The sequence below is a fragment of the Curtobacterium sp. L3-7 genome (genome assembly GCF_048756585.1).
Classification (GTDB): Bacteria; Actinomycetota; Actinomycetes; order Actinomycetales; family Microbacteriaceae; genus Curtobacterium.
Map to the genome: position 1 here is coordinate 2122441 of NZ_CP151474.1, position 22855 is coordinate 2145295.

Annotated in this window: 19 protein-coding genes; 15 read left to right on the top strand and 4 right to left on the bottom strand. The window is 70.3% G+C overall.

The window, feature by feature from the left end; all coding sequences use genetic code 11:
- Positions 1 to 60 precede the first annotated feature (60 nt).
- Positions 61 to 1599 (top strand): hypothetical protein, encoded by a 1539-nt coding sequence (locus AAEP80_RS10360; RefSeq protein WP_420364355.1) that lies wholly within the window; start codon positions 61 to 63, stop codon positions 1597 to 1599.
- Positions 1600 to 1736: 137 nt separating this feature from the next.
- Complete coding sequence (locus AAEP80_RS10365) at positions 1737 to 1868, top strand: hypothetical protein (RefSeq protein ID WP_413602208.1); 132 nt, start codon at positions 1737 to 1739, stop codon at positions 1866 to 1868.
- A gap of 168 nt (positions 1869 to 2036) precedes the next feature.
- Here the strand turns inward: AAEP80_RS10365 and AAEP80_RS10370 are convergent, their stop codons facing one another.
- On the bottom strand, positions 2037 to 3914 hold the full coding sequence (locus tag AAEP80_RS10370) for an AMP-dependent synthetase/ligase (protein ID WP_420364356.1): 1878 nt from the start codon (positions 3912 to 3914) through the stop codon (positions 2037 to 2039).
- Between the two features lie 122 nt (positions 3915 to 4036).
- Here AAEP80_RS10370 and AAEP80_RS10375 point away from each other — a divergent pair, with 122 nt between their 5' ends.
- The 3 genes from AAEP80_RS10375 to AAEP80_RS10385 all read left to right on the top strand — a co-directional run bounded on the left by AAEP80_RS10375 (position 4037) and on the right by AAEP80_RS10385 (position 7189).
- Positions 4037 to 4990, top strand: a complete 954-nt coding sequence (locus tag AAEP80_RS10375) for an ROK family glucokinase (RefSeq protein ID WP_413602206.1) — start codon at positions 4037 to 4039, stop codon at positions 4988 to 4990.
- A 25-nt stretch (positions 4991 to 5015) separates the two neighbouring features.
- A complete protein-coding gene (locus tag AAEP80_RS10380) occupies positions 5016 to 5741 on the top strand; it encodes a lysophospholipid acyltransferase family protein (RefSeq protein ID WP_420364357.1) in 726 nt (241 codons plus the stop codon).
- Between the two features lie 104 nt (positions 5742 to 5845).
- Positions 5846 to 7189: a class II 3-deoxy-7-phosphoheptulonate synthase gene (locus tag AAEP80_RS10385; protein WP_420366859.1), complete on the top strand. Its 1344-nt coding sequence runs from the start codon at positions 5846 to 5848 to the stop codon at positions 7187 to 7189.
- 83 nt (positions 7190 to 7272) lie between these two features.
- Here the strand turns inward: AAEP80_RS10385 and pknB are convergent, their stop codons facing one another.
- Positions 7273 to 9297 carry a Stk1 family PASTA domain-containing Ser/Thr kinase gene (gene pknB / locus AAEP80_RS10390; protein WP_420364358.1) on the bottom strand — a complete coding sequence of 675 codons (2025 nt, stop codon included), beginning with the start codon at positions 9295 to 9297 and terminating at the stop codon, positions 7273 to 7275.
- Positions 9298 to 9424: 127 nt separating this feature from the next.
- Positions 9425 to 10597 carry a LysM peptidoglycan-binding domain-containing protein gene (locus AAEP80_RS10395; RefSeq protein ID WP_420364359.1) on the bottom strand — a complete coding sequence of 391 codons (1173 nt, stop codon included), beginning with the start codon at positions 10595 to 10597 and terminating at the stop codon, positions 9425 to 9427.
- Positions 10598 to 10850: 253 nt separating this feature from the next.
- On the opposite strand from AAEP80_RS10395, the gene AAEP80_RS10400 reads away from it, so the two are divergent.
- The gene (locus AAEP80_RS10400) at positions 10851 to 11183 is read left to right on the top strand and encodes an Rv2175c family DNA-binding protein (RefSeq protein WP_281264174.1); all 333 of its coding nucleotides are present in this window, start codon (positions 10851 to 10853) and stop codon (positions 11181 to 11183) included.
- An 85-nt stretch (positions 11184 to 11268) separates the two neighbouring features.
- On the opposite strand, the gene AAEP80_RS10405 is transcribed toward AAEP80_RS10400, so the two are convergent.
- Positions 11269 to 12387 (bottom strand): polyprenyl synthetase family protein, encoded by a 1119-nt coding sequence (locus tag AAEP80_RS10405; RefSeq protein ID WP_281264175.1) that lies wholly within the window; start codon positions 12385 to 12387, stop codon positions 11269 to 11271.
- Positions 12388 to 12469: 82 nt separating this feature from the next.
- Between AAEP80_RS10405 and AAEP80_RS10410 the strand changes: the two genes are divergently transcribed.
- From AAEP80_RS10410 to murD, 9 genes are all read left to right on the top strand, one after another.
- Positions 12470 to 12856 carry a DUF3040 domain-containing protein gene (locus AAEP80_RS10410; RefSeq protein ID WP_420364360.1) on the top strand — a complete coding sequence of 129 codons (387 nt, stop codon included), beginning with the start codon at positions 12470 to 12472 and terminating at the stop codon, positions 12854 to 12856.
- Positions 12857 to 13160: 304 nt separating this feature from the next.
- Positions 13161 to 13592, top strand: a complete 432-nt coding sequence (gene mraZ / locus AAEP80_RS10415; protein WP_144759890.1) for a division/cell wall cluster transcriptional repressor MraZ — start codon at positions 13161 to 13163, stop codon at positions 13590 to 13592.
- A gap of 106 nt (positions 13593 to 13698) precedes the next feature.
- Positions 13699 to 14652: a 16S rRNA (cytosine(1402)-N(4))-methyltransferase RsmH gene (gene rsmH, locus AAEP80_RS10420; protein ID WP_402728432.1), complete on the top strand. Its 954-nt coding sequence runs from the start codon at positions 13699 to 13701 to the stop codon at positions 14650 to 14652.
- A 1-nt stretch (position 14653) separates the two neighbouring features.
- A complete protein-coding gene (locus tag AAEP80_RS10425; protein ID WP_413602202.1) occupies positions 14654 to 15316 on the top strand; it encodes a hypothetical protein in 663 nt (220 codons plus the stop codon).
- A gap of 37 nt (positions 15317 to 15353) precedes the next feature.
- Positions 15354 to 17123 (top strand): peptidoglycan D,D-transpeptidase FtsI family protein, encoded by a 1770-nt coding sequence (locus AAEP80_RS10430; RefSeq protein WP_281264179.1) that lies wholly within the window; start codon positions 15354 to 15356, stop codon positions 17121 to 17123.
- Between the two features lie 89 nt (positions 17124 to 17212).
- The gene (locus AAEP80_RS10435) at positions 17213 to 18781 is read left to right on the top strand and encodes a Mur ligase family protein (protein ID WP_420366860.1); all 1569 of its coding nucleotides are present in this window, start codon (positions 17213 to 17215) and stop codon (positions 18779 to 18781) included.
- On the top strand, positions 18778 to 20235 hold the full coding sequence (locus AAEP80_RS10440; protein WP_420364361.1) for a UDP-N-acetylmuramoyl-tripeptide--D-alanyl-D-alanine ligase: 1458 nt from the start codon (positions 18778 to 18780) through the stop codon (positions 20233 to 20235). The genes AAEP80_RS10435 and AAEP80_RS10440 overlap by 4 nt, the downstream gene beginning before the upstream one ends.
- The gene (gene mraY, locus AAEP80_RS10445) at positions 20232 to 21335 is read left to right on the top strand and encodes a phospho-N-acetylmuramoyl-pentapeptide-transferase (protein ID WP_281264182.1); all 1104 of its coding nucleotides are present in this window, start codon (positions 20232 to 20234) and stop codon (positions 21333 to 21335) included. The genes AAEP80_RS10440 and mraY overlap by 4 nt, the downstream gene beginning before the upstream one ends.
- On the top strand, positions 21328 to 22851 hold the full coding sequence (murD, locus tag AAEP80_RS10450) for a UDP-N-acetylmuramoyl-L-alanine--D-glutamate ligase (RefSeq protein ID WP_420364362.1): 1524 nt from the start codon (positions 21328 to 21330) through the stop codon (positions 22849 to 22851). The genes mraY and murD overlap by 8 nt, the downstream gene beginning before the upstream one ends.
- The last annotated feature ends 4 nt before the right edge of the window (positions 22852 to 22855 follow it).

Here is a 22855-nt window from a genome sequence, read left to right on the forward strand (position 1 = left end):
CGCTCCGGCCTGGTTCCACGTAGGTTCGACCCGTTCACCACGACGGGGCAGGGGCGCACCATGGAACGACGGACCACGACCACGCGGCGGGTGGTCGCACTGACGCTGGCCGTCATCGCGGCGGCGACCGCCGTGACGACGGCGACGGCGACGGGTGCGTCGACCGCACCGGCGACGGCCGCGACCAGCACCGAGCGCGAGGCGGCCGACTACGCCACCGACGTCTACGGCGACGCCTGGGACTTCACGAACTCCGGCGACGCGAACACCAGCTTCACGGCGGCGCCGTCCGGTGTCTCCGGCGGCTCGCTCAACGTGGACCTCACGGACGGCGACTCGGTGATGCTCGTGCACTCGATCTCCGGCAGCGTGCCGTTCGGTCGCGACGGTGCACTCCAGCCGGTCGACACCGCGAAGTACACGCGGCTGTCGTTCTCGATGGACCAGCCGCTGGCGAACCGCATCGGCGCGGTCTACTGGTTCACCTGCCGGGAGCAGACCGCGGCCTGCGGCGGCGGCGTCACCTTCCCGACCGTGCAGGGGAAGAACACCTACGACCTCGACCTCGCCGCCTCGTCGACCCTGCTCGGCAAGCGTGCGTGGCGCTCGGCGAAGATGGTCGTCGTCCGGTTCGACCCGGTCGTCCTGCCGGCGCACACCGCGAAGGCGGGGACGGCGAAGATCGACTGGGTCCGGCTGCACGCCGCACCGGACGCGGCGCACCCGCACGCGGCGATGCCGCCGGGAGCGTACGGCGCGTACACCGTGACCCCGGCGCCGCAACTCGTCGTCGACTCGCCGAACCCGTCGCAGGGCGCCGACCTCGCTGCCGTGCAGCGCGGTCGTTCGTGGGACTTCCGATCGGCACCGGCGACAGGGGCGGTGCGCTACCAGGACGCCACCCTCCTGACGCGCGACGCACGGGGGATCACGGCGCGGAACGCCGGGCCCGCGCAGAACGACCCCAGGGTGCTGTTCCCGGGGTCCGCGTTCTCCGGCAACACCTACCACTACCTGCAGTTCGACATGTCCTACGACGGCAAGTTCGACCTGTCCGGCAATCCCGGTGGCGGGAAGATGGCGCGGCTCATCTGGAACGTGTCCGGGTCGGGAACGCCGCAGATCAGCAACGACATCCTGACCTACGACTCCGGCAACCAGTCGGAGGTGACCCTCGACCTCACCGCAGGTGACCCGCTCGACGAGAACGCGATCGCTCCCCGCCTCGGCTGGGGTGGTCGAACGGTGACCAGCCTGCGGTTCGACCCGAACGAGGACCCGGGAGCCGCCACGTGGCACCTGCGATCCCTGCACCTCCGCGCCGACCCGGCGGCGGCGGGCTCGACGACGGTGCAGTTCCACGACGCGGCGTGGGTCGCCGGCTCGACGGCCACGGTCGCGGTCGGGATGCACCCGCCGGGGAGCCGCGGGTACGTGGCGATCGCGAAGGACGTCGCGGTCGCGAAGGGGACGAACGGGGCGAAGTTCACGCTCGGTTCGATGGCACCGGGGCGGTACTGGGTCAAGGTCACCCTGCGGCACCCGGACGGCAGCGAGGCGACGCGGTACGCCGCGGCACCCGTCGTCATGCGCCGCTGATCCCGCACGCGCGGCTGCGGTTCCCCGCACGTTCGTGACACCCGGACGCGGGATTGTCGCCATGTCCTGACGAGGAGGTACCGTGTCCGGGTCGGGATCCCCACCGACACGGTTTCCCACCCCCCACAGGACGCACGATGGCACCTCAGGACGACGAGCTCAGCTCGCACCGCACCCGCACGAACCGCCGCCCCGAGCCGGTCCAGTCGACGACGTCGGCGACCGCCGTGCTCGAGCCCACGGACGTGCAGCAGCAGCAGAACGGCTGACCGCGCGCGGTGCCGTCGACGACGCACCGCACGCCATGAACGCAACGCACTGGAGGCCCGGAGCCGGTCCCTGAGACCGGCACCGGGCCTCCTTGCGGTCGCGTTCCGACCCATCGCACCCGCAATCGAAAGCCGATTCGCGCGTAGGAGGCCGGAACAACCGACCTCCTACGCGCGGGACCGCCTGCGTCCCTGCACCACCGGCGTCGCCGTCGTCTGCACCTTCGAGCCCGAGTAGATGTGCTCGATGTCCGCCGCGAAGTCCTTGAGCACGACGTTCCGCTTGATCGTCAGCTTCGGCGTGAGGTGCCCGGACGCCTCCGTCAGCTCCGTGTCGAGGATCGTGAACGACCGGACGGACTCGGCACGGGAGACCCGCCCGTTCGCGGTGTCGACGGCGTCCTGTACTGCGGCGAGCACACGCTCGTCGTAGGCGGCTTCGTGAGCGGACAGTGCCGGGCTGATGCCGCGTGCCTCGCACCACCCGGGGAGCATGTCCCGGTCGAGGGTCACGAGCGCGGCCACGAAGGGCTTGCCCTCGCCGACCACGACGACCTGCCCGACGAGCGGGTGCTCGCGCACACCGTCCTCGAGCGGCGCCGGTGCCACGTTCTTGCCGCTCGCGGTGACGATGAGCTCCTTGGCGCGTCCGGTGACCGTGAGCACGCCGTCGCCGTCGAGCCGGCCGAGGTCGCCGGTGCGGAACCAGCCGTCGGCGAAGGCCTTCGCGGTCGCCTCGGGGTTCTTCCAGTACCGGTCGAAGACGTCGACGCCGCGGATCAGGATCTCCTCGTCGTCGGCGATGCGGATCTCGACGCCGGGGAGTGCCCGACCGACGCTCCCGATGCGGAGCTCGGCTGCGCGGTTCACGGTGGCGGGCGCCGTGGTCTCGGTGAGGCCGTAGCCCTCGAGGATGAGCACCCCGATCGAGCGGAAGAAGTGCGACAGCCGGGGCGACAGGGGAGCGGAGCCGCTGATGGCGTACCGGACGCGACCACCGATCGCGTCGCGGAGCTTGGCGTAGACGAGCTTGTCGAACAGACGGAACTTCAGCGACAGCACGAGGGGCACCTTGCCGGCCGCGAGGGCCTGGGAGTGCGCGACGGCGGTGTCGGCGGCTGCGCGGAAGATCCTGCCCCGCCCACCGAGGTCCGCCTTCTGCTCGGCGGAGTTGTAGATCTTCTCGAACACCCGCGGCACCGCGAGCAGGAACGTCGGCTTGAACGTCGACACGGCCTGCATGAGGTCCTTCGTGTCCGGCTCGTGGCCGACGAGGACGCCCTCGGCGACGCTCATCACGGCGATGAACCGCGCGAACACGTGGGCCATCGGGATGAAGAGGAGTGTGGACGCGTCGTCGGCGACGACCTCGGGCATCGCCTCGGCTGCCCCCTCGACCGTGCCCGTGAAGTTGTCGTGCCGGAGCACGCACCCCTTCGGGCGACCGGTGGTGCCCGAGGTGTAGATGATCGTGGCGTCGTCGTGCCCGTGCACCGCTGCGGTGCGGGCGTCGAGCTCCTCGTCGGTGACGTCCTCACCGAGTCGGGTCAGGTCGTCGAGTCCACCGCCGTCGATCGTCCAGTGCTGCCCGAGGTGCGGCAGGTCGGGTGCGATGCCGGCGACGCGGCGGGCGTGATCCTCTTGCTCGACGACGATCGCCACGGACTCGGAGTCCCCGAGGATCCACCGGATCTGGTCGGGGGAACTCGTCTCGTAGACCGGGACCGAGACCAGCCCGGCGGTCCACATCGCGAAGTCGACGAGCGTCCACTCGAGTCGGGTCCGCGAGAGGATCGCGACGTGCGCGCCGGGTTCGAGCCCGGCGGCGACGAACCCCTTGGCGATGCCGCGGACACGCGCCAGGACGTCGGACGCGGGGATCGTGGTCCAGGTGTCGCCGTGGCGTTCACCGAGGATCGGACGGTCCGGCGTGAGCCGTGCGCGGTCGGCGAGCAGACGCGCTGCCGAACCGTGGTCGGGCGCGACGGGGGCCTGGCTGGACGGGGTGGTGGCTGCGCTGGTTGTGGCGGGCCGCTGATCGTTCACGGTGACTCCCTTGTCGGCCGATTCGATTCGAGTGCTTCTCATCTTCGAGAGCTCTGCTCCCAGCATAGGGCCCGAGGTCGCGCGTTCGATGAGTACGCACCGAACCGGTAGGCTCGGTCCTCGTGCACGCCATCGGAATCGACATCGGGGGCACCAAGATCGCGGGAGCGGTCGTCACGGAACTGGGCGAGATCATCGCCGAGGACCGTGTGGCCACGAACGCTGCGGACCCGGACGCAATGCTCGACGACGTCGTCGCGATGGTCTCGCGACTTCGCGACTCCCAGGACGTCGGGGCCGTCGGTGTCGCGGCGCCGGGGTTCATCGACGCGTCGCAGTCGATCGTCTACTACACGCCGAACATCCGGTGGCGGAACGAACCGCTCCGCCAGAAGCTGCAGCAGCGGCTCGGCGACCTGCACATCACCGTCGACAACGACGCGAACGCCGCCGGCTGGGCGGAGTTCCGCTTCGGTGCCGGCCGGCTCGTGTCGGACATGACGATGCTCACCATCGGCACCGGTGTCGGCGGGGCCATCGTGACGGAGGACCGTCTGTTCCGCGGCGGCTTCGGCACCGGTGGTGAGATCGGCCACCTGCGCATCGTCCCGAACGGCCTGCCGTGTGGGTGCGGCGCCCGCGGCTGCATCGAGCAGTACGGCTCCGGTCGCGCCTTGCAGCGCATGGCGAACGACGTCGCCGACGCCGGCGGCATCGGCGTCGCGCTCGCCCAGGCCCGCGACGACAACGGCGGCCACCTGGACGGCAAGGTCGTCGGCGACCTGATCCTGGCAGACGACCCCGGTGCGCTCGCGGCGCTCCGTCGTCTCGGCCGGCACCTCGGTGAGGCGTGTGCCTCGCTGTCCGCCGTGCTCGACCCGCAGCTGTTCGTGTTCGGCGGCGGCGTCGCGAGCGCGGGGGAGCGGCTGCTCGAGCCCATCCGTCAGGCCTACCTCAACAACCTGCCGGCCCGTGGGTACCACCCGGAGCCCGAGTTCGTCATCGCCGAGCTGGTCAACGACGCCGGCGTCGTCGGTGCCGCGGACCTCGCACGGATCCACGCCCGCACCGCCTGACGCACCACCCGAACCGGAGTCGACGATGCTCTACTGGCTGCTGAAGAACTTCCTGCTCGGTCCGCTCATCCTCACGCTGTTCCGGCCGTGGGTGGTCGGGCGCGAGTACGTCCCGACCTCGGGACCGGTGATCTTCGCGTCCAACCACGTGTCCTTCATCGACTCGGTGATCCTGCCGGCCGTGCTGGACCGCCGGATGTCGTTCCTCGCGAAGAGCGACTACTTCACCGGCCGTGGGCTCAAGGGCTGGGCGACGAAGACGTTCTTCAACGCGATCGGTCAGCTGCCGATCGACCGCTCCGGCGGCAAGGCGTCGGAGGCCTCGCTCCGCACCGGGCTCCAGGTCCTGGCGCGTGGTGAGCAGCTCGGCATCTACCCGGAGGGCACGCGCAGCCCCGACGGCAAGCTCTACCGGGGCCGTACCGGCATCGCGCGGATGATCCTCGAGGGCCGCGTCGTGGTGATCCCCGTCGCCATGATCGGCACGCGAGAGGTGCAGCAGATCGGGCAGCGCATCCCGAAGTTCAAGCGCGTCGGCGTCGTCTTCGGCAAGCCGCTCGACTTCTCCCGCTTCCAGGGGTTCGAGACCGACCGGTTCATCCTGCGGAGCGTCACGGACGAGGTCATGCACGAGCTCGCCGGGCTCAGCCGGCAGGAGTACGCCGACGTCTACGCGACGAGCGTCAAGGAGCGCGCGAGCTCGGCGCGCGAGAAGGTCATGCGGGAACGCCAGGGCACGGCTGCACGTTAGGCTCTGATGGTCCCGGCATCCCCGCCGGGACGGACCAACTCCCAGAACACCGAGGTACTCCCTTGTTCGAGTCGACCGACTTCGTCGCCCTGCAGGATCCGGACGTGATCGAGGGCCTCGACTATTGGCGGACGCTCCCGATCAAGCAGCAGCCGAGCTGGCCCGACCAGGCCGCCGCCGAGGCCGCCTCGGCCGAGCTCGCCACGCTCCCGCCGCTCGTCTTCGCGGGCGAGGTGGACCAGCTCCGCGACCGCCTCGCTGCTGCGGCGCAGGGCAAGGCCTTCCTGCTGCAGGGTGGTGACTGCGCCGAGACCTTCGCCGGTGCGACCGCGGACTCCATCCGTGACCGCGTCAAGACGATCCTGCAGATGGCCGTCGTGCTGACGTACGGCGCCTCGATGCCCGTCGTCAAGATGGGTCGCATGGCCGGGCAGTTCGCCAAGCCGCGCTCGAGCGACTTCGAGACCCGTGGCGACGTGACGCTGCCGGCCTACCGCGGGGACATCGTGAACGGCTACGACTTCACGCCGGAGAGCCGTCAGGCGGACCCCCGTCGCCTCGTGCAGGGGTACCACACGGCAGCGTCCACGCTGAACCTCGTCCGCGCATTCACGCAGGGCGGGTTCGCGGACCTCCGCCAGGTCCACTCGTGGAACAAGGGCTTCGCGTCGAACCCGGCGAACGCGCGCTACGAGCACCTCGCGAAGGAGATCGACCGCGCCATCCGGTTCATGGGTGCGTGCGGCGCGGACTTCGACCAGCTCAAGCACGTCGAGTTCTTCGCCTCGCACGAGGGCCTGCTCATGGACTACGAGCGCCCGATGACCCGGATCGACTCCCGCTCCGGCGAGGCGTACGACACGTCGGGCCACTTCATCTGGATCGGGGAGCGCACGCGTGACCTCGACGGTGCGCACGTGGACTTCCTGTCCCGCGTGCGGAACCCGATCGGCGTCAAGCTCGGCCCGACCACGTCGGTCGCCGACATGGAAGCGCTCATCGAGAAGCTCGACCCGAACCGCGAGCCCGGCCGTCTGACCTTCATCACCCGCATGGGTGCCGGCAAGATCCGCGACGAGCTGCCGAAGCTCCTCGAGGCGATCAAGGGCATGGACGCGAACCCCCTGTGGGTGACCGACCCGATGCACGGCAACGGCCTGACGACGCCGACCGGCTACAAGACGCGCCGGTTCGACGACGTCGTGGACGAGGTCCTCGGCTTCTTCGAGGTCCACCGCGAAGCCGGCACGTACCCGGGTGGCATGCACGTCGAGCTCACGGGCGACGACGTCACGGAGTGCCTGGGCGGGTCGGAGCAGATCGACGAGGCCACCCTCGCGACCCGCTACGAGTCCCTGTGCGACCCGCGCCTGAACCACATGCAGTCGCTGGAGCTGGCGTTCCTCGTGGCCGAGGAACTGAGCGCGCACCCGCACACCGCGCGGTAGTCGGGACCACGAGACGGACGGGAGGCCCGGTGCCGGCTGGCACCGGGCCTCCCGTCCGTCGTCTCGCGGGCGGAACCGCGCGGCTACTGGTCGTAGGCCAGGGTGATCGTGTCGCCCTTGTGGACCGTGGTCCCCGCCGCGGGGTCCGTGGACCTGACCGGCAGGCTCGCCTTCCAGTCGTAGAACCCGCAGAGGATGTTCGTGCAGTCGGGCACCGAGACCTTCAACCCGAGGTTCTCGAGGGTCGAGGTCGCCTGGTTGATCGTCTTGCCGTGCACGTCGGGCAGTGCGATCGGCGCCGGGCCCTTCGACACGACGAGGTCGACGGCCGTGCCCTGCACGACGGGGTCGTCCTGCGGCTTCGCGGAGATGACCTGTCCCTCCGGGACGTCGTCGCTGTACTGCTGGTCCTGCGACCCGACCGTGAGCTCGACGGCCTCGAGCGCCGCCTGTGCATCGGCGGCGGACTTGCCGACGACGTCGGGCACGGGGCCGAGCGACACCGTGAGGGTGATCGGGCCGCGTTCGCCGTACTCGGTGACCGTGGTGAGGTCGACGCCGTTGCCGTCCGCGTCCCGCCCGGTCGCCGCGATGACGGTGTCCTTCGCGACGTCGGCCGAGAACTGGTACTGCGGGTCCTGCAGGTCGAAGTCGTCGTCGAGCGCGGCCTGCGCGGTGGACACCGACTGCCCGACGATCGCGGGGAGGGCGATCATCTTCGGTCCGTTGGACACCAGGATCTGCACGGAGGTGCCCTTGCGGACCTCTCGGGATGCCGCGGGGGCCGTCGCGGACACCTGTCCCTTCGCCACGACGGCGTCGAACCGGGTACCGGTCTTGTCCGCCGCCTGCAGGCCCTGTGCCTCGAGCAACTGGCGCGCCTGGGACACGGACTTGCCGGCGACCTGCGGGATCCGCACGTTGCCACCAGGGCCGGGGCCGAAGTACCAGCCGACGCCGGCACCGACCAGCGCCAGCACGACGAAGACGGCGAGGAGGATCCAGCCGCGCTTGCGTCGCTTCGCAGACTTGTCCGCGAGCCGCTGCCCGGCGGGGGAGAGCGCGTTCGGGTCCACCCCGATGCGTCGTGGTCCCGGGGTGTTCTTGCCTGCACGCTTCGCCGCTGTGGTCTCACCCGATGGCTGTCGTCCGCCGTGCGGCTCGAGGACCGTGGTGGCGTCGGACGCGTCAGGACCGGGAGCGCCGGCCGGGAGGATCGCGGTGGCGTTCTCCGGTCGGAGCACCGCCGTGCGGTACTGCCCGGTCGCGCGCTGCTGGTTCCCGGTGATGTGGTCGAGCATCTCGCGGGCGTCCCGCGGACGGTCGTCGGGGTCGCGCGCCGTGGCCCATGCCACCAGGTCGTCGAGCTCCGACGGAACGCCGGGGACCACGGCGCTCGGGGCGGGGACGGTGTCGTTGGCGTGCTGGTAGGCGATCTGCATCGGCTGCTCGCCCTTGTACGGCTGCTCGCCGGTGAGCATCTCGTACAGCATGATGCCGACGGCGTAGATGTCGCTGCGGGAGTCGGCGGCGCCGCGCGTGACGAGCTCGGGGGAGAGGTACGCGATCGTGCCGAGGAGCGCCGCTCCGGTCGCGGTGTTCTGCGTCGACGCACGGGCCAGCCCGAAGTCGCCGAGCTTGATCCGGCCGTCGTCGGCGAGCAGCACGTTCTCGGGCTTGAGGTCGCGGTGCACGATCCCGGCTCGGTGTGCGGACGCCAACCCGGCGAGCACGGCGCGGATGATGTCGGTGGCCTGTTCTGGCGTCAGCGCGCGGTGCTCCTGCAGGAGGTCGCGGAGCGTGATGCCCGGGATGTACTCCATGACGATGTAGGCGGTGTCGCCCTCTGCGCCCTGGTCGTACACGCCGACGAGGTTCGGGTGCGACAGCCGTGCTGCGGAACGGGCCTCCTGGATGAAGCGCTCGCGGAAGGCCGCGTCGTCGGCCAGGTGGCCGTGCATGATCTTGATCGCGACCCTGCGCTCGAGTCGGACGTCGGTCGCGAGGTACACGGTCGCCATGCCCCCGCGCGCGATGCGGGATCGGACGCGGTACCGCTGATCGATCATGCGACCGATCATCGGATCCGTGGCGGCGTTCGTGCTCATCGGCGGCATTCTACGAATCCGGAGTGCACGACACCGCATCGGCGCACCGGTCGTGATGCAATCTCGATCGAACGGATGACCCCGGACCGCTCACGGGACCGGCAGCCGGGCCCGCTCGCGGTCGTGTTCAGAGCGTCGCCAGCCAGGCGGTCGCCGACTTCTCCCACTGGGCGTACGCCTCCGGGTACGCGGAGAGCTGCACGGCCTGCGCGGCGTCCGTCACGCTCTTCGTGGACCAGCCCGGGATGTCGAGCAGTCCAGCGGTCTTCCCGGCGTTCGGGTTCGACTTCCCGCCGAAGAACAGCCTGGTCGCGTAGGTCGGGTCCTGCAGCTGTGCCGCCGTGCCCCAACCCTGGCTCGGACGCTGCTGGAACAGTCCGACCGAGTCGCGGTCGCCGTGCGACAGGTTCCGGAGACCGGACTCCTGCATGGCGGCGGCCAGCGCGATCACGAGGCCCCGGTCGGACACGCCGAGTGAGCGCCCGACGCTGACGATGGTCTCGGCGTTCGCGCGCTGCTCGGTGGTGAGCGACGGTCCGGACGACGGCAGGACGAGCGTCTTGCCTGCGTAGATCGTGCTCGTGTAGGTCAGGCCGTTGGCGGAGAGCAGCGCCGAGACGGACACGCCGTGCGAGGCCGCGATCGACGCGATGGTGTCACCGTTGCCGATGGTCACCGATCCGCCCTTCGACGCGGCCGGAGCAGCGGCGGCCGGAGCAGCCGAGGTCGGAGCAGCGGCCGCTGCCGCCGGTGCCGAGGACCCGGCGCGGGGCACGGTGAGGGACTGGCCCGGGTAGATGACGCTGCCGAGCGAGAGCTTGTTCGCGCCGAGGAGCGCACTGGTCGGCACGCCGACCCTGGCCGCGATGCCCGAGATCGTGTCGCCCTGCTTGACGTGGTACGTCGCGCTCGACGAGGTGGTCGCGCTGGCGGTGGTCGCGACGGGCGTCGAGGCGAGGTGGAGCGACTGCCCCGGGTGGATGATCGTGTTCCAACCCAGTCCGTTGCGCACGAGGATCTCCTGCGCGGAGAGGCCGTAGCGGGCGGCGATGCCCGAGACGGTGTCGCCCTGGCGCACGGTGTACGTGGTCGGCGCCTGCTGCACCGACGCGACGGTGGTCACCGTGGTCTGGGACGGGCGGGCGACCGCGGTGCCGAAGACCGAGCGGTGCCCGACGTTCTGGTCCTCGTCCACGTGGCGCTTGTTGTTCGAGTCGTCGTCGTGGCGGGGTTCGGCGTGGGCGACCGGGCCGGTGAGGCCTGCGGTCACGGCGATCGTCCCGGCGAGGACGATCGGCATGGTGGCGAATCGTGCAGATCGTGCGCGTCGAGCGCGGTCCTGGGCTTCGGTGTCCACGGTGTGCTCCTGTCTCCGGGTGAGCCGTGCGCACGCAGGCGCGCACTCACAGGTGGCTCCACGCTGGCATGTCGTGAATCGCAAGTCAACCAGAGAGTCGAGTGTGAAGTGTGTGACGAATGTGACTCGTGAGTTGGTGCTCGGTTCCGCGGCACTCTGGCAACATGGGCGTGTGAGTGCCACACCCACGGATGACATGACCCTTTCCGAACGCTGGTTGACGGTCCCGGACCTCGTCGAGATGCTCGGCGTGAGCCCCGGCCGCGTCCACCGCCTGTTCGAGCAGCGCACCCTGCTGCCCGCCCGCATCGGCGGTGTGCTGCGCGTCCCGAGCGAGTTCTTCGAGGACGGTGAGCCGCGGCCCGAGCTCCGGGGCACGTTGATCGTGCTGAACGACAACGGCTTCTCGGACGACGAAGCCGTGCGCTGGATGCTCACGGTGGACGACGCGATCGGCGACTCGCCGATCAACGCGCTGCGCGCCGGCCGCAAGGCCGAGGTGCGCCGCATCGCGCAGTCCCTCCTCTAGCCGCCGTCGGCTCCCGGCGACCCGTCGCCGGTCGGGAGGCCCGGTGCCGGCTGGCACCGCGCCACCCGACCGTTGGTGGTGCGGATCAGGCGGACCGGCGGCTGACCGTGTCGGCGAGCGTCGCGAGCTGCTCCCGCGCCGACGGCGTGAGCGGGGCGGCGTCGAGCGCCGCCTTCGCACGCTGCACGTGCCGGTCGATCGAGCGCTCCACCGCGGTCACGGCGCCGGACTCGGTGAGGGTCGCGCGGAGCATCTGCACCTGGTCCTCGTCGAGGTCCGGGTCGCCCAGCAGCTCGTCGAGGAGCGAGCGTGCTCCACCCGGCAGCGCCTTGCGTGCCGTGGCGATCAGGACGGTGCGCTTGCCCTCGCGCAGGTCGTCACCGGCGGGCTTGCCGGTGAGCTCCGGGTCACCGAAGACGCCGAGCATGTCGTCGCGCAGCTGGTACGCGACGCCGAGCGGGAGCCCGAAGGCGCGGAGGCCCTCGAGCTGGGACTCGGTCGCGCCGGCGACGAGTGCACCGATGACGAGGGGTGCCTCGACCGAGTACTTCGCCGACTTGAAGACGATGACCCGCTGCGCGCGGAGGAGCTGTTCGCTCTCGTCCACGGTCGGCCAGGCCGTCTCCTCGTGGATGTCGAGGTACTGGCCCGCCGTGACGTCGAGCCGCATGGCGTGGAACTCCTGACGGACGATGCGCGCACGGACCGGGTCGAGGAGCGCGAGGCCCTCGTCGAAGACGGCGTCGCTCAAGGAGAGCAGCAGGTCGCCGAGGAGCAGCGCGGAGTTGGTGCCGTAGAGCGCGCGGTCGCCGACCCACCCGGACTCCTCGTGGCGGGACTCGAAGCGGCGGTGTGCGGCGGGACGACCACGACGGGTGTCCGAGCGGTCCATGATGTCGTCGTGCACCAGGGCCGCGGCGTGGAAGACCTCGAGCGCGGCGGCGACGGTGACGACCGCCTCTGCCGTGGTCTGCCTCGCACCCTCGGCGAGCGGGTCGAACGAGCCGGAACGGCCGGCGACCGACTGCCATCCCCAGTAGCAGAACAGTGCCCGGAACCGCTTGCCGCCGGACAGCAGGTCCCGCGCGTACTCGTCGAACGGAGCCAGGTCGGGACTGATCGCGAGGAGGCGATCACGTTGCTCGTCGAGCGCTCGATCGATCCGAGCCGAAACGAGGTCCACTAATCGCGTACTCTCAGCCACGATCCCTACCCTAGTGGGTGGCCGAGACATACAATCGGTCCACTGACCACGCGTTGATCCCAGGGACAAAGAGGGAATCAAGATGCCACTCTCGGAGCAAGAGCAGCGACTTCTCGAAGAGATGGAGCGCAGCCTCTACCAGAACGACTCCGACTTCGTGGCGCGCGTCACCCGGCGACAGGGGCGACCGACCTACACGTCGATCACACTCGGTGTCCTGGGCGCGCTCGCTGGAGTCGCCGTCGTCATCCTCGGGTTGGTCATGCGCCAGCCCCTCATCGGCATCGTCGGCTTCGTCGTCATGCTCGCGGGCGTGCTCTTCGCACTGCGCCCGGGGATGCGAGCGCCGAAGTCCAAGGCGCCCCGGACGCCGTCGTCCGGTGGTGCTCGCGGATCGTCGCCGTCGGGTGGCTCGTTCATGGACCGCATGAACGACCGCTGGGACAAGCGGAACGACCAGAGTCAGTAGGACTCCACTCCACACTCCTCCACGGGGTCGGCCCACACGGGCCGGCCCCGTTTTTTCGTGCCCGGGCGGGATCCCGAGTCGGGCGGCCTGCGAAAACCCTCCACTTTCCTCCCCACGTGACCCGAGGCGGGAGAACCGCGGAATTCCGGGCCTGTGCTGCCTGCTCGAGGTGGGTCGAGCCTCCCGTCTGCACCCCAAAAGGGGTGCCAGGGGTGTTTTGGGGAGCCGATTTGCACCGTGGTGGAGGGAAGTGGAGTACCGTGGGGCTCATCGACAACCGGTGGAGCTGAGGGGAGGCCCCGACGTGCTGCTCGGTACCCATGCCCCGAAGCTGGACGAGAAGGGTCGCGTGATCCTCCCCGCCAAGTTCCGGGACGAGCTGTCCGGGGGTCTCGTGATGACCCGTGGGCAGGAGCGCTGCGTGGTGGTCTTCAGCGCCAGGACGTTCGAGGAACTCCACGAACGCATCCGTCAGGCGCCGATGACGTCGAAGCGCACCAGGGACTACATGCGCCTGTTCCTCTCGGGGGCCAGCGCAGAACAGCCCGACAAGCAGAACCGCGTGACGATCCCGCAGAACCTCCGTGAGTACGCGGGGCTCGAGCGGGACCTCACGGTCATCGGCAGCGGTGACCGTGCCGAGATCTGGTCGACCACCGCGTGGGAGGCCTACTACGCCGAGGCCGAAGAGGCCTTCGCCGAGAACGACGAGGAGGTGATCCCGGGCATCTTCTGATCCGCGGATCGGGACTCCCAGCCGTCCGCCCTGATGCACCTTCCCCGGTGTCAGGTCGGTATGGATGGGGATCCGGACCCGCGGCCCACGAAGAGCAGGGCTGGACATGGCAGAGACCGAACGATTCCCGCACACCCCCGTCATGCTCGAGCGCATCGTGGACCTCTTCACGCCGACGCTCGAGGGACCGGGCAAGGTCGTCGTCGACGCGACGCTCGGCATGGGCGGGCACTCCGAGGGGCTGCTCGAGCGGTTCCCGGAGCTGACGCTCATCGGCCTCGACCGGGACACCGACGCGCTCGGCATCGCGGGGGAGCGGCTCGCCCGCTTCGGCGACCGGGTACGCCTCGTGCACACCGTCTACGACGAGATCGTCGACGCGATCCGCGGTGAGGGGTTCGACGAGGTGGACGGCGTGCTGTTCGACCTCGGCGTCTCCTCGCTGCAGCTGGACCGTGCCGAGCGCGGCTTCGCCTACAGCCAGGACGCCCCGCTCGACATGCGGATGGACCGGACGCAGGGCATCACCGCGGCCGAGGTCCTCGCCGACTACGACGAGGGCGAACTCCGGCGGATCTTCCAGCGCTACGGCGAGGAGAAGCTCGCCGGCCGCTACGCCAAGGCCATCGTCGAGCGCCGCGCCGAGACGCCGTTCACGATGTCCGGCGACCTCGTGCAGGTCCTCCACGACGCCACCCCCGTGGCCATCCAGCGGCAGGGCCACCCCGCGAAGCGCGTGTTCCAGGCGCTCCGCATCGAGGTCAACACGGAGCTCAGCGTGCTGGAGCGGGCGATCCCGGCGGCTCTCGACTCCATCGCCGTGGGTGGCCGCATCGTCGTCGAGTCGTACCAGTCGCTCGAGGACCGCATCGTCAAGCGGGCCCTCGTCAAGCGGACGACGTCGAGCGCGCCGGCCGACCTGCCGGTGGAGCTCCCCGAGCACGCCCCCACCTTCTCCCTGATCGTCAAGGGCGCGGAACTGGCCGACGAGGCCGAACGCGCCGCCAACCCCCGAGCAACACCCGTGCGTCTCCGCGCGGCCGAGCGGATCCGGAAGTGACATGAGCACGAACCTCGCACTCGTCGACCCCGTCGTCGCCCCGTCGCGCGCACCGCGCCCGTCCCGCAACCGACCGGAGCTCGTCGAGGTCACCCCGACCAAGGCGCAGCGTCGGGCACGTCCGCGCATCGCCTACGCGATCGTGGCGGTCGCGGCGCTCGGCACCCTGCTCCTGGCGCAGCTCGGCATCAGCATGGTGCTCAGCCAGGGCGCCTACGAGCTGAACTCCCTGACCGCGGAGCAGACCCGGCTCAGCCGCACCCAGCAGTCGCTGTCCGAGGACCTCCGGGTGCTCGACTCACCGCAGAACCTGGCGCGCAACGCCCAGGCCCTCGGGATGATCGCGAACTCGACGCCGGTGTACCTCGACCCGAAGACCGGCCGGGTGTACGGCACGCCCACCCCGGCGACCCCGGACGAGGCGACGGGCAACACCGCGAACCAGGTCCCGAACTCGCTGCTCGACGACGTCCCCATGGTCGCGAAGCAGGGTGACACGTCGACCAGCAAGGAGAACGGCGCGGCGACCGGATCGACGGACAGCTCGGCGACGGCCAAGGACGACGCTGGGAACACGAGCGGCGCCAGCGCGTCGGACTCGGGTTCGTCCAAGTCGTCCGTAGAGTCCGACCCGAACCAGCTCCAGGCGCCGTCCACCAGGTGACCACGGGGTCAGTACCACCCGGGAAGGACCGCACCGCGTGACGAAGACGATCCGCAACCGCCGACTCCGATACAGCGTCGTGATCGTCGCCGTGATCGCGCTCGTGGCGGTGTTCGTGATCCGCCTGGTCGACATCCAGGTGGTCCAGGCGGCCGAGCTCAACAAGGCCTCCAGCGCGAAGCGCAGCATCCCCGTGACGCTGTACGGCGCGCGTGGGTCGATCGTCGACCGCAACGGCACCGAGCTCGCCGACAGTGTCACGCGGTACAACATCACGACCGCCCCGCGCCTGGTGAAGGACTTCGAGGGCAAGCTCGGCGGGACCCGCACGAAGGACATCACCGTCGACGACGCCCTCGCCGCGATCGCGGAGGCATCGGGCGGCGACGCGGCCGCCATGAAGAAGGCGATCGAGGCGAACCCGAAGTCGGACTTCGCCTACCTGGTCAAGGGCCTCGACGTGAAGCACTACGAGGCGGTCCAGGCCCTCGACGTGCCATGGCTCTACCCGCAGCAGCAATCGGCCCGGACGTACCCGACCGGTGCGACGACGGGCAACATCACCGGGTTCATGGGCACCGACGGCGCCCAGGCCGGTCTGGAGTACGCGTACAACAAGTGCCTCGCCGGCACGAACGGCTCCGAGACGTACGAGCGCGGTGAGGACGGTGTGCAGCTCCCGGGCAGCACGGTCACCACCAAGGAGGCGAAGGACGGCGGCACGCTCGAGACCACGATCGACAGCGACCTGCAGTACATGGCAGCGCAGGACATCGCCGATGCCGCCCAGCAGCTCGGCGCGGTGTCCGCGACCGCCACGGTGGTGAAGGCGAAGACCGGCGAGGTGCTCGCGGTCGCCGACTACCCGACGGTGGACCCGAACAACGTCGACGGCACCACCGACAAGGGCGCGTTCGGGTCCAGGGCACTCACCGACACGTACGAACCCGGGTCGACGATCAAGGCGGCCATCGCGGCCGCGCTGATCGACCAGGGCAAGGCCACGCCGACGACCGGTGTCACCGTGCCGTACTCCCGCACGTTCCCCTGGGGCGGCACGATCCACGACTCCGAGTTCCACGAGACCGAGAACCTGACGCTCACGGGCATCCTCCGTGACTCGTCGAACGTCGGCATCACCGAGCTCGGCTCCCGCTTGACCGAGCAGCAGCGCTACGACGTCATGAAGAAGTTCGGCCTGTTCCAGCCGGAGTCCGCGATCGACTACCCGGGTCAGCCGGGGATGCAGTACGGCGCGAGCCCGAACTGGGACCAGCAGACGGACATCAACTCGATGTTCGGGCAGGGCATCTCGACGACGGCCATGCAGGTCGCGAGCATCTACCAGACCATCGCCAACGACGGCGTCCGCATCCCGCTGCACTTCGTCAAGGGCTGCACGACGGCGGACGGCACCACGATCGACGCGCCCGACGTGCAGAGCGAGCGCGTCGTGTCCGCGAGTGCAGCGACGCAGGTCACCGACATGCTCCAGAGCGTGGTCACCGGTGGCACGCTCGTGGGCATGAAGCCGATCTCCGGCTACAACATCGCCGCGAAGACGGGGACCGCCGAGGTCGCGGAGGGCTCGAAGGGCTACGGCTCGGAGCGCATCACCTCGGTGGCCGGAATGGCACCCGCCGAGGACCCCCAGTATGTTGTCACGGTGACGTTCACGAAGCCGCAGGCCAACAAGTGGTCCAGCGGAGCGGCTCCGGCGTTCCGCACACTCATGTCCCAGGTGCTCGAGAAGTACCGTGTCGCCCCCTCCACGACAGAGGCGAAGACGTACCCGTCGACGTGGTAGACCCACCCGTCCACGTGGAGAGGAAGAAGGAGCACTTGTCCGCACGGATCCCCCCGGTCCTCCGACCCGAACACCCGACCCCGAGGGCCGTGGCCGAGCTGGCCAACGCCTTCGGCCTGCGGGTCGTCGGTTCGCTCGACGCGGTCGAGACGACCGGCGTCACGCTGAGCGCTGCCGAGGTGCAGCCGGGTGACCTGTTCGTCGGCGTGCACGGTGCGAACCGGCACGGCGCGGAGTTCGCGACCCAGGCCGCCGAGCGCGGTGCCGTCGCGGTCCTGACCGACGCCGACGGCGTGGCGCTGGCCGAGCCGTCCGGGCTGCCGGTCCTGGTCGTCGACGACCCCCGAGCGGCGCTCGGCGACGTCTCGGCGTGGGTCTACCGCACGCACCCGGACGAGGCGACCGACCTGCCGCAGCTGTTCGCGGTCACCGGCACGAACGGCAAGACCAGCACGTCGTACATCCTCGAGGGGATCCTCAAGCAGCTCGGCCTGGTCTCGGGCCTCAGCTCCACCGCGGAGCGCCACATCGGCTCGCTCAGCGTCACGAGCCGGCTCACGACCCCCGAGGCGAGTGAGATGCACGCACTGCTCGCCCGCATGCGCGAGAGCGAGGTCCGCGCCGTCGCCGTCGAGGTGAGCGCGCAGGCCCTCAGCCGGCACCGTGTCGACGGCATCGTCTTCGACGTCGTGGCGTTCACGAACCTCAGCCACGACCACCTCGACGACTACGCCGACATGGAGGAGTACTACCAGGCGAAGCTGCCGCTGTTCCAGCCGGAGCACGGTCGTCGCGGCGTCGTCTCGCTCGACACCGACTGGGGTCAGCGCGTCGTCCAGGACTCTCGCATCCCGGTCACGACCATCACGGTGCACCCCGAGGTCGAGGCCGAGTGGCACGTCGACATCGTCGACGCGCACGCCGCGTACACGGAGTTCCGTCTGACCGGCCCCGAGGGTCGCGAACTCACCACCCGTGTGCCGCTCATCGGCTGGCACATGGCCGCGAACGCCGCGCTGGCGATCGTGATGCTCGTCGAGGGCGGCTTCGAGCTGGGTGCGATCGCGCACGCGCTCGAGAGCAACCACCGGCACTACGAGGACGGTGCGGACCAGACGGTCAGCGCCATCGAGTGCTACCTGCCCGGCCGCACCGAGCGGGTCTCCGGCGACCGCGGGCCGAGCGTCTACGTGGACTTCGGGCACAGCCCCGACGCGTTCCTCAACACCCTCGCCGCCGTGCGCCAGTTCACCCCTGGCAAGGTCGTCATGCTGTTCGGCGCCGACGGCGATCGCGACACGACGAAGCGCGGCGACATGGCCAGGGTCGCGGCCGAGGGCTCCGACATCCTCGTCGTGACCGACCACCACCCCCGCTTCGAGGACGCCGCGTCCATCAGGAAGACCCTGGTCGACGCCGCTCGCGCAGCGTTCCCGGACCACGAGATCCACGAGGTCAGCCCGCCGGAAGCGGCGATCCGCACCGCGGTGGGGCTCGTCGGCGAAGGGGACTCGATCCTGTGGGCGGGCCCCGGCCACCAGGACTACCGCGACATCCAGGGCGTCAGGACCCCGTACTCCGCCCGCGACGAGGCCCGTGCGGCCCTCCGTGAGGCCGGCTGGGAGCCGAACGCCGGCCCGGTGGAGGAAACGCGATGATCGCCCTCTCCCTCGCCGAGATCGCCGCCGCGGTCGACGGCGAGCTCGTTCGCGGTGCCGCCGACACGGTCGTGGACGGCCCCGTCGAGACCGACTCCCGCCTGGTCACTGCCGGCAGCGTCTTCTTCGCCCTGCTCGGCGAGGAGACCGACGGACACCGGTTCGTGCCGTCGGCCGCCGAAGCCGGCGCAGCCCTCGTGATCACCGAGCACGAGACCGCGCTGCCGGACGGCACCGCGACCGCCCAGATCGTCGTCGCGGACGGGTACGCCGCCCTCGCCGCACTGGCACACGAGGTGGTCGCCCGCGTCCGCGCGGGTGGCGGCCTCGAGGTCGTCGGGATCACCGGCTCGAACGGCAAGACGAGCACGAAGAACATGCTGCGGACCATCCTGGAGCAGCACGGCGAGACCGTCGCGCCGGAGGGCTCGTTCAACAACCACGTCGGCGCACCGATCTCGATGCTCCGGATCACGCACGACACCCGGTACCTGGTCGTCGAGATGGGTGCGAGCGGCATCGGCCACATCGCCAAGCTCGTCCGCATCGCCGAACCCGACGTCGGTGTCGTCCTCAAGGTCGGCCTCGCCCACGCGGGGGAGTTCGGCGGCATCGAGGCGACGCAGCGCGCGAAGTCCGAGATGGTCACCGACCTGCCGGCCAGCGCGGCCGTACTCCTCAACGTCGACGACGACCGCGTCGCCGCCATGCGCGGCCTCACGGCCGCCCGCGTCGTCGGCTTCGGCACGTCGGACGACGCCGACTACCGCCTGTCCGGTGTGTCCACGGACCGCGACGGCACGCGCTTCACGCTCACCGCGCCTCCCGTCAGTGGCGATGACGGTTCGACGGGAGGCCCGGGGCAGGTCCCCGAGACCGTCGACGTCCGCCTCGCCATCCTGGGCGAGCACCACGCGATGAACGCGACGGCCGCGCTGGCCGTCGCGCACCGCTGGGGCGTCCCGCTGGCCGACGGTGCCGCCGCGCTCGCGTCGATGACGCGCGCCGAGCGCTGGCGCATGGAGCTGCTCCAGGGTGGCCCAGAGGGCGTCACCGTGATCAACGACGCGTACAACGCGTCGCCGGATTCGACCGCCGCAGCGCTCCGCACCCTCGCACAGGTCGTGCGACCGGGGGAGCGCACCATCGCCGTGCTCGGCGAGATGGCCGAGCTCGGGGAGTACTCCGTCGAGGAGCACGACCGCATCGGTCGGCTCGTCGTGCGTCTCGGCATCGGACAGCTCGTGGTCGTCGGCCGCGGCGCGATGCCCATCCACCAGGCCGCCACCCTCGAGGGATCGTGGGACGGCGAGTCCGTGTTCATCGAGGACGTCGACGACGCCGTCCACACCCTGCAGGAGATGGTCCGCCCCGGCGACGTCGTCCTCGTCAAGTCCTCGAAGTCGGCCGGGCTGCGATTCCTCGGCGACCGTCTCGGAGGTGTCTCCGTATGATCGCCCTCTTGATCGCCGGCGCCGTGTCGCTGGTGTTCACACTGCTGCTCACGCCCCTGTTCATCAAGCTGTTCCACCGCCTCGGCTGGGGACAGTTCATCCGCGACGACGGGCCGCAGTCGCACCACACCAAGCGCGGCACCGCGACGATGGGCGGCATCGTCCTGATCCTCGGCACGGTGATCGGGTACTTCGTCGGTCACCTGGTCGGGCGTGACTCGATCACGCTGTCCGGTGTGCTCGTGCTGTTCCTGATGGTCGGCCTCGGACTCGTCGGCTTCGTCGACGACTTCCTCAAGGTCCGTCGCCAGCGCAGTCTCGGTCTCGGCGGGTGGGCGAAGATCCTCGGGCAGGTCATCGTCGGCGTCATCTTCGCCACGATCGCCCTCGTCGTCCCGAGCGCGAACGGCAAGCCGCCGGCATCCACGATGGTGTCCGCGATCCGTGACATCCCGTGGCTCGACTTCATGGCGCTCGGCACGGTCATCGGCACGATCCTGTTCCTGGCGTGGATCGTCTTCCTGACGGTCGCGACGTCGAACGGGGTGAACGTGGCCGACGGCCTGGACGGACTCGCGACCGGATCGAGCATCCTCGCTATCGGGTCCTACGTCATCATCTCGTTCTGGCAGTCCAACCAGATGTGCGGCGGTGCCCGACTCGACGCGAACACGGAGCACGCCTGCTACACGGTGGCGAACCCGCTCGACCTCGCGGTCGTGGCGGCCGCGGTCTGCGGTGGCCTGATCGGGTTCCTCTGGTACAACACGTCCCCCGCGCAGATCTTCCTCGGCGACACGGGCTCGCTCGGCCTCGGTGGCGCGCTGGCCGGTCTCGCGATCCTCAGCCGCACCGAGCTCCTGCTCATCCTGATCGGTGGCCTGTTCTTCATCGTCACCGGCTCGGTCATCCTGCAGCGGGCGTACTTCAAGATCACCGGCGGCAAGCGCATCTTCCGGATGAGTCCGCTGCACCACCACTTCGAGCTCAAGGGCTGGGCGGAGGTGACGGTCGTCGTCCGGTTCTGGATCATCGCCGGACTCTGCGTCGCGGCCGGCATCGGGCTCTTCTACCTGGAATGGATCGCGCGCGTTGGCTGACCGTCTGGATGGTCTCGACAGTTGGTACTCGGAGGGCTGGAAGGGCCTCGACGTCGCCGTGCTCGGCCTCGGCGCGACCGGGTTCTCGGTCGCGGACACGCTCGTCGAGCTCGGCAGCACCGTCACGGTGTACTCCACGGACGCGCCGTCCGACAGCGTCGAACTCCTCGCGGTGATCGGCGCCCGCTTCGTGCAGACCCCGCTGGACTCGGTGCCCGCCGCGCTGCAGGACCAGGCGCCGGACCTCGTCGTGGTGTCGCCCGGCCTGCCGCCGCACAACCCGACCGTGCAGTGGGCAGTGGAGCACAGCAGCGTCTGGGGCGACATCGAGCTCGCCTGGCGCGTGCGCGACAAGGTCGTCCGCGGCCCGGTCGCCGCTCCGTGGGTGACGATCACCGGGACCAACGGCAAGACCACCACGACCCAGCTCACCACCGCGATGTACGAGGCCGAGGGACTGCGGGCGGTCGCCTGCGGCAACATCGGTGTCCCGGTGCTCGACGTCGTGCGCGACCCGGACGGCTTCGACGTCCTCGTGGTCGAGCTCTCCAGCCACCAGCTGCACTACATGGCCGACTCCGGCGACGGTGCGGTGCTGCCGCTCGCGTCGGCGTGCCTGAACATCGCCGACGACCACCTCGAGTGGCACGGGTCCGCCGCGGCCTACCGCGCGGCGAAGGCGAAGGTCTACGAGCGGACCGTCCTGGCGTGCGTGTACAACGTCACCGACGAGGTCACCCGCGCCATGGTCGAGGACGCCGACGTCGTGGAGGGCTGCCGTGCCGTGGGCTTCACGCCGGGCATCCCCACCCCCGGCGAGGTCGGGGTCGTCGAGGACGTCCTCTGCGACCGGGCCTTCACCGAGGACCGGCAGAAGAGCGCGCTCGAGCTGGCCACGCACGCCGACCTCGAGCAGGCCGGGCTCGCGAGCCCGCACATGACGATGAACGTCCTCGCCGCCGCCGCCCTGGCGCGTGCGGGTTCCGTCCGCCCGAGCTCGATCCAGACCGCCGTGCAGGCCTTCCGCGCCGACCACCACCGCACCGAGCTCGTGGCCACGGCCGACGGCATCGCGTGGGTCGACGACTCGAAGGCCACGAACCCGCACGCCGCGACGGCGTCGCTGTCGTCGTTCGAGTCCGTGGTCTGGGTCGTCGGTGGCCTGTTCAAGGGCGTCGACATCGACGGGCTGGTCGAGCGCTTCGGCCCCACCGCCCGCGGCGTCGTCGTCATCGGGACCGACCGCGGCCCCGTGCTCGAGGCATTCGCGCGACACGCGCCGTCGGTGCCCGTCCTGCAGGTCGAAGCATCGGACACTGATCAGGTCATGCCCGAGGCGGTCCGGCATGCCGCCTCGGTCGCGAGACCGGGCGACACGGTCCTCCTCGCCCCGGCTGCGGCGTCGTTCGACCAGTTCGGCTCCTACGCGGACCGAGGCGAGCGCTTCGCGGCGGCGGTCCACGAGCACCTGGGAGGAAACGCCGATGGCGACGACGGATCTTCCGAACGGCCGTAGCGGT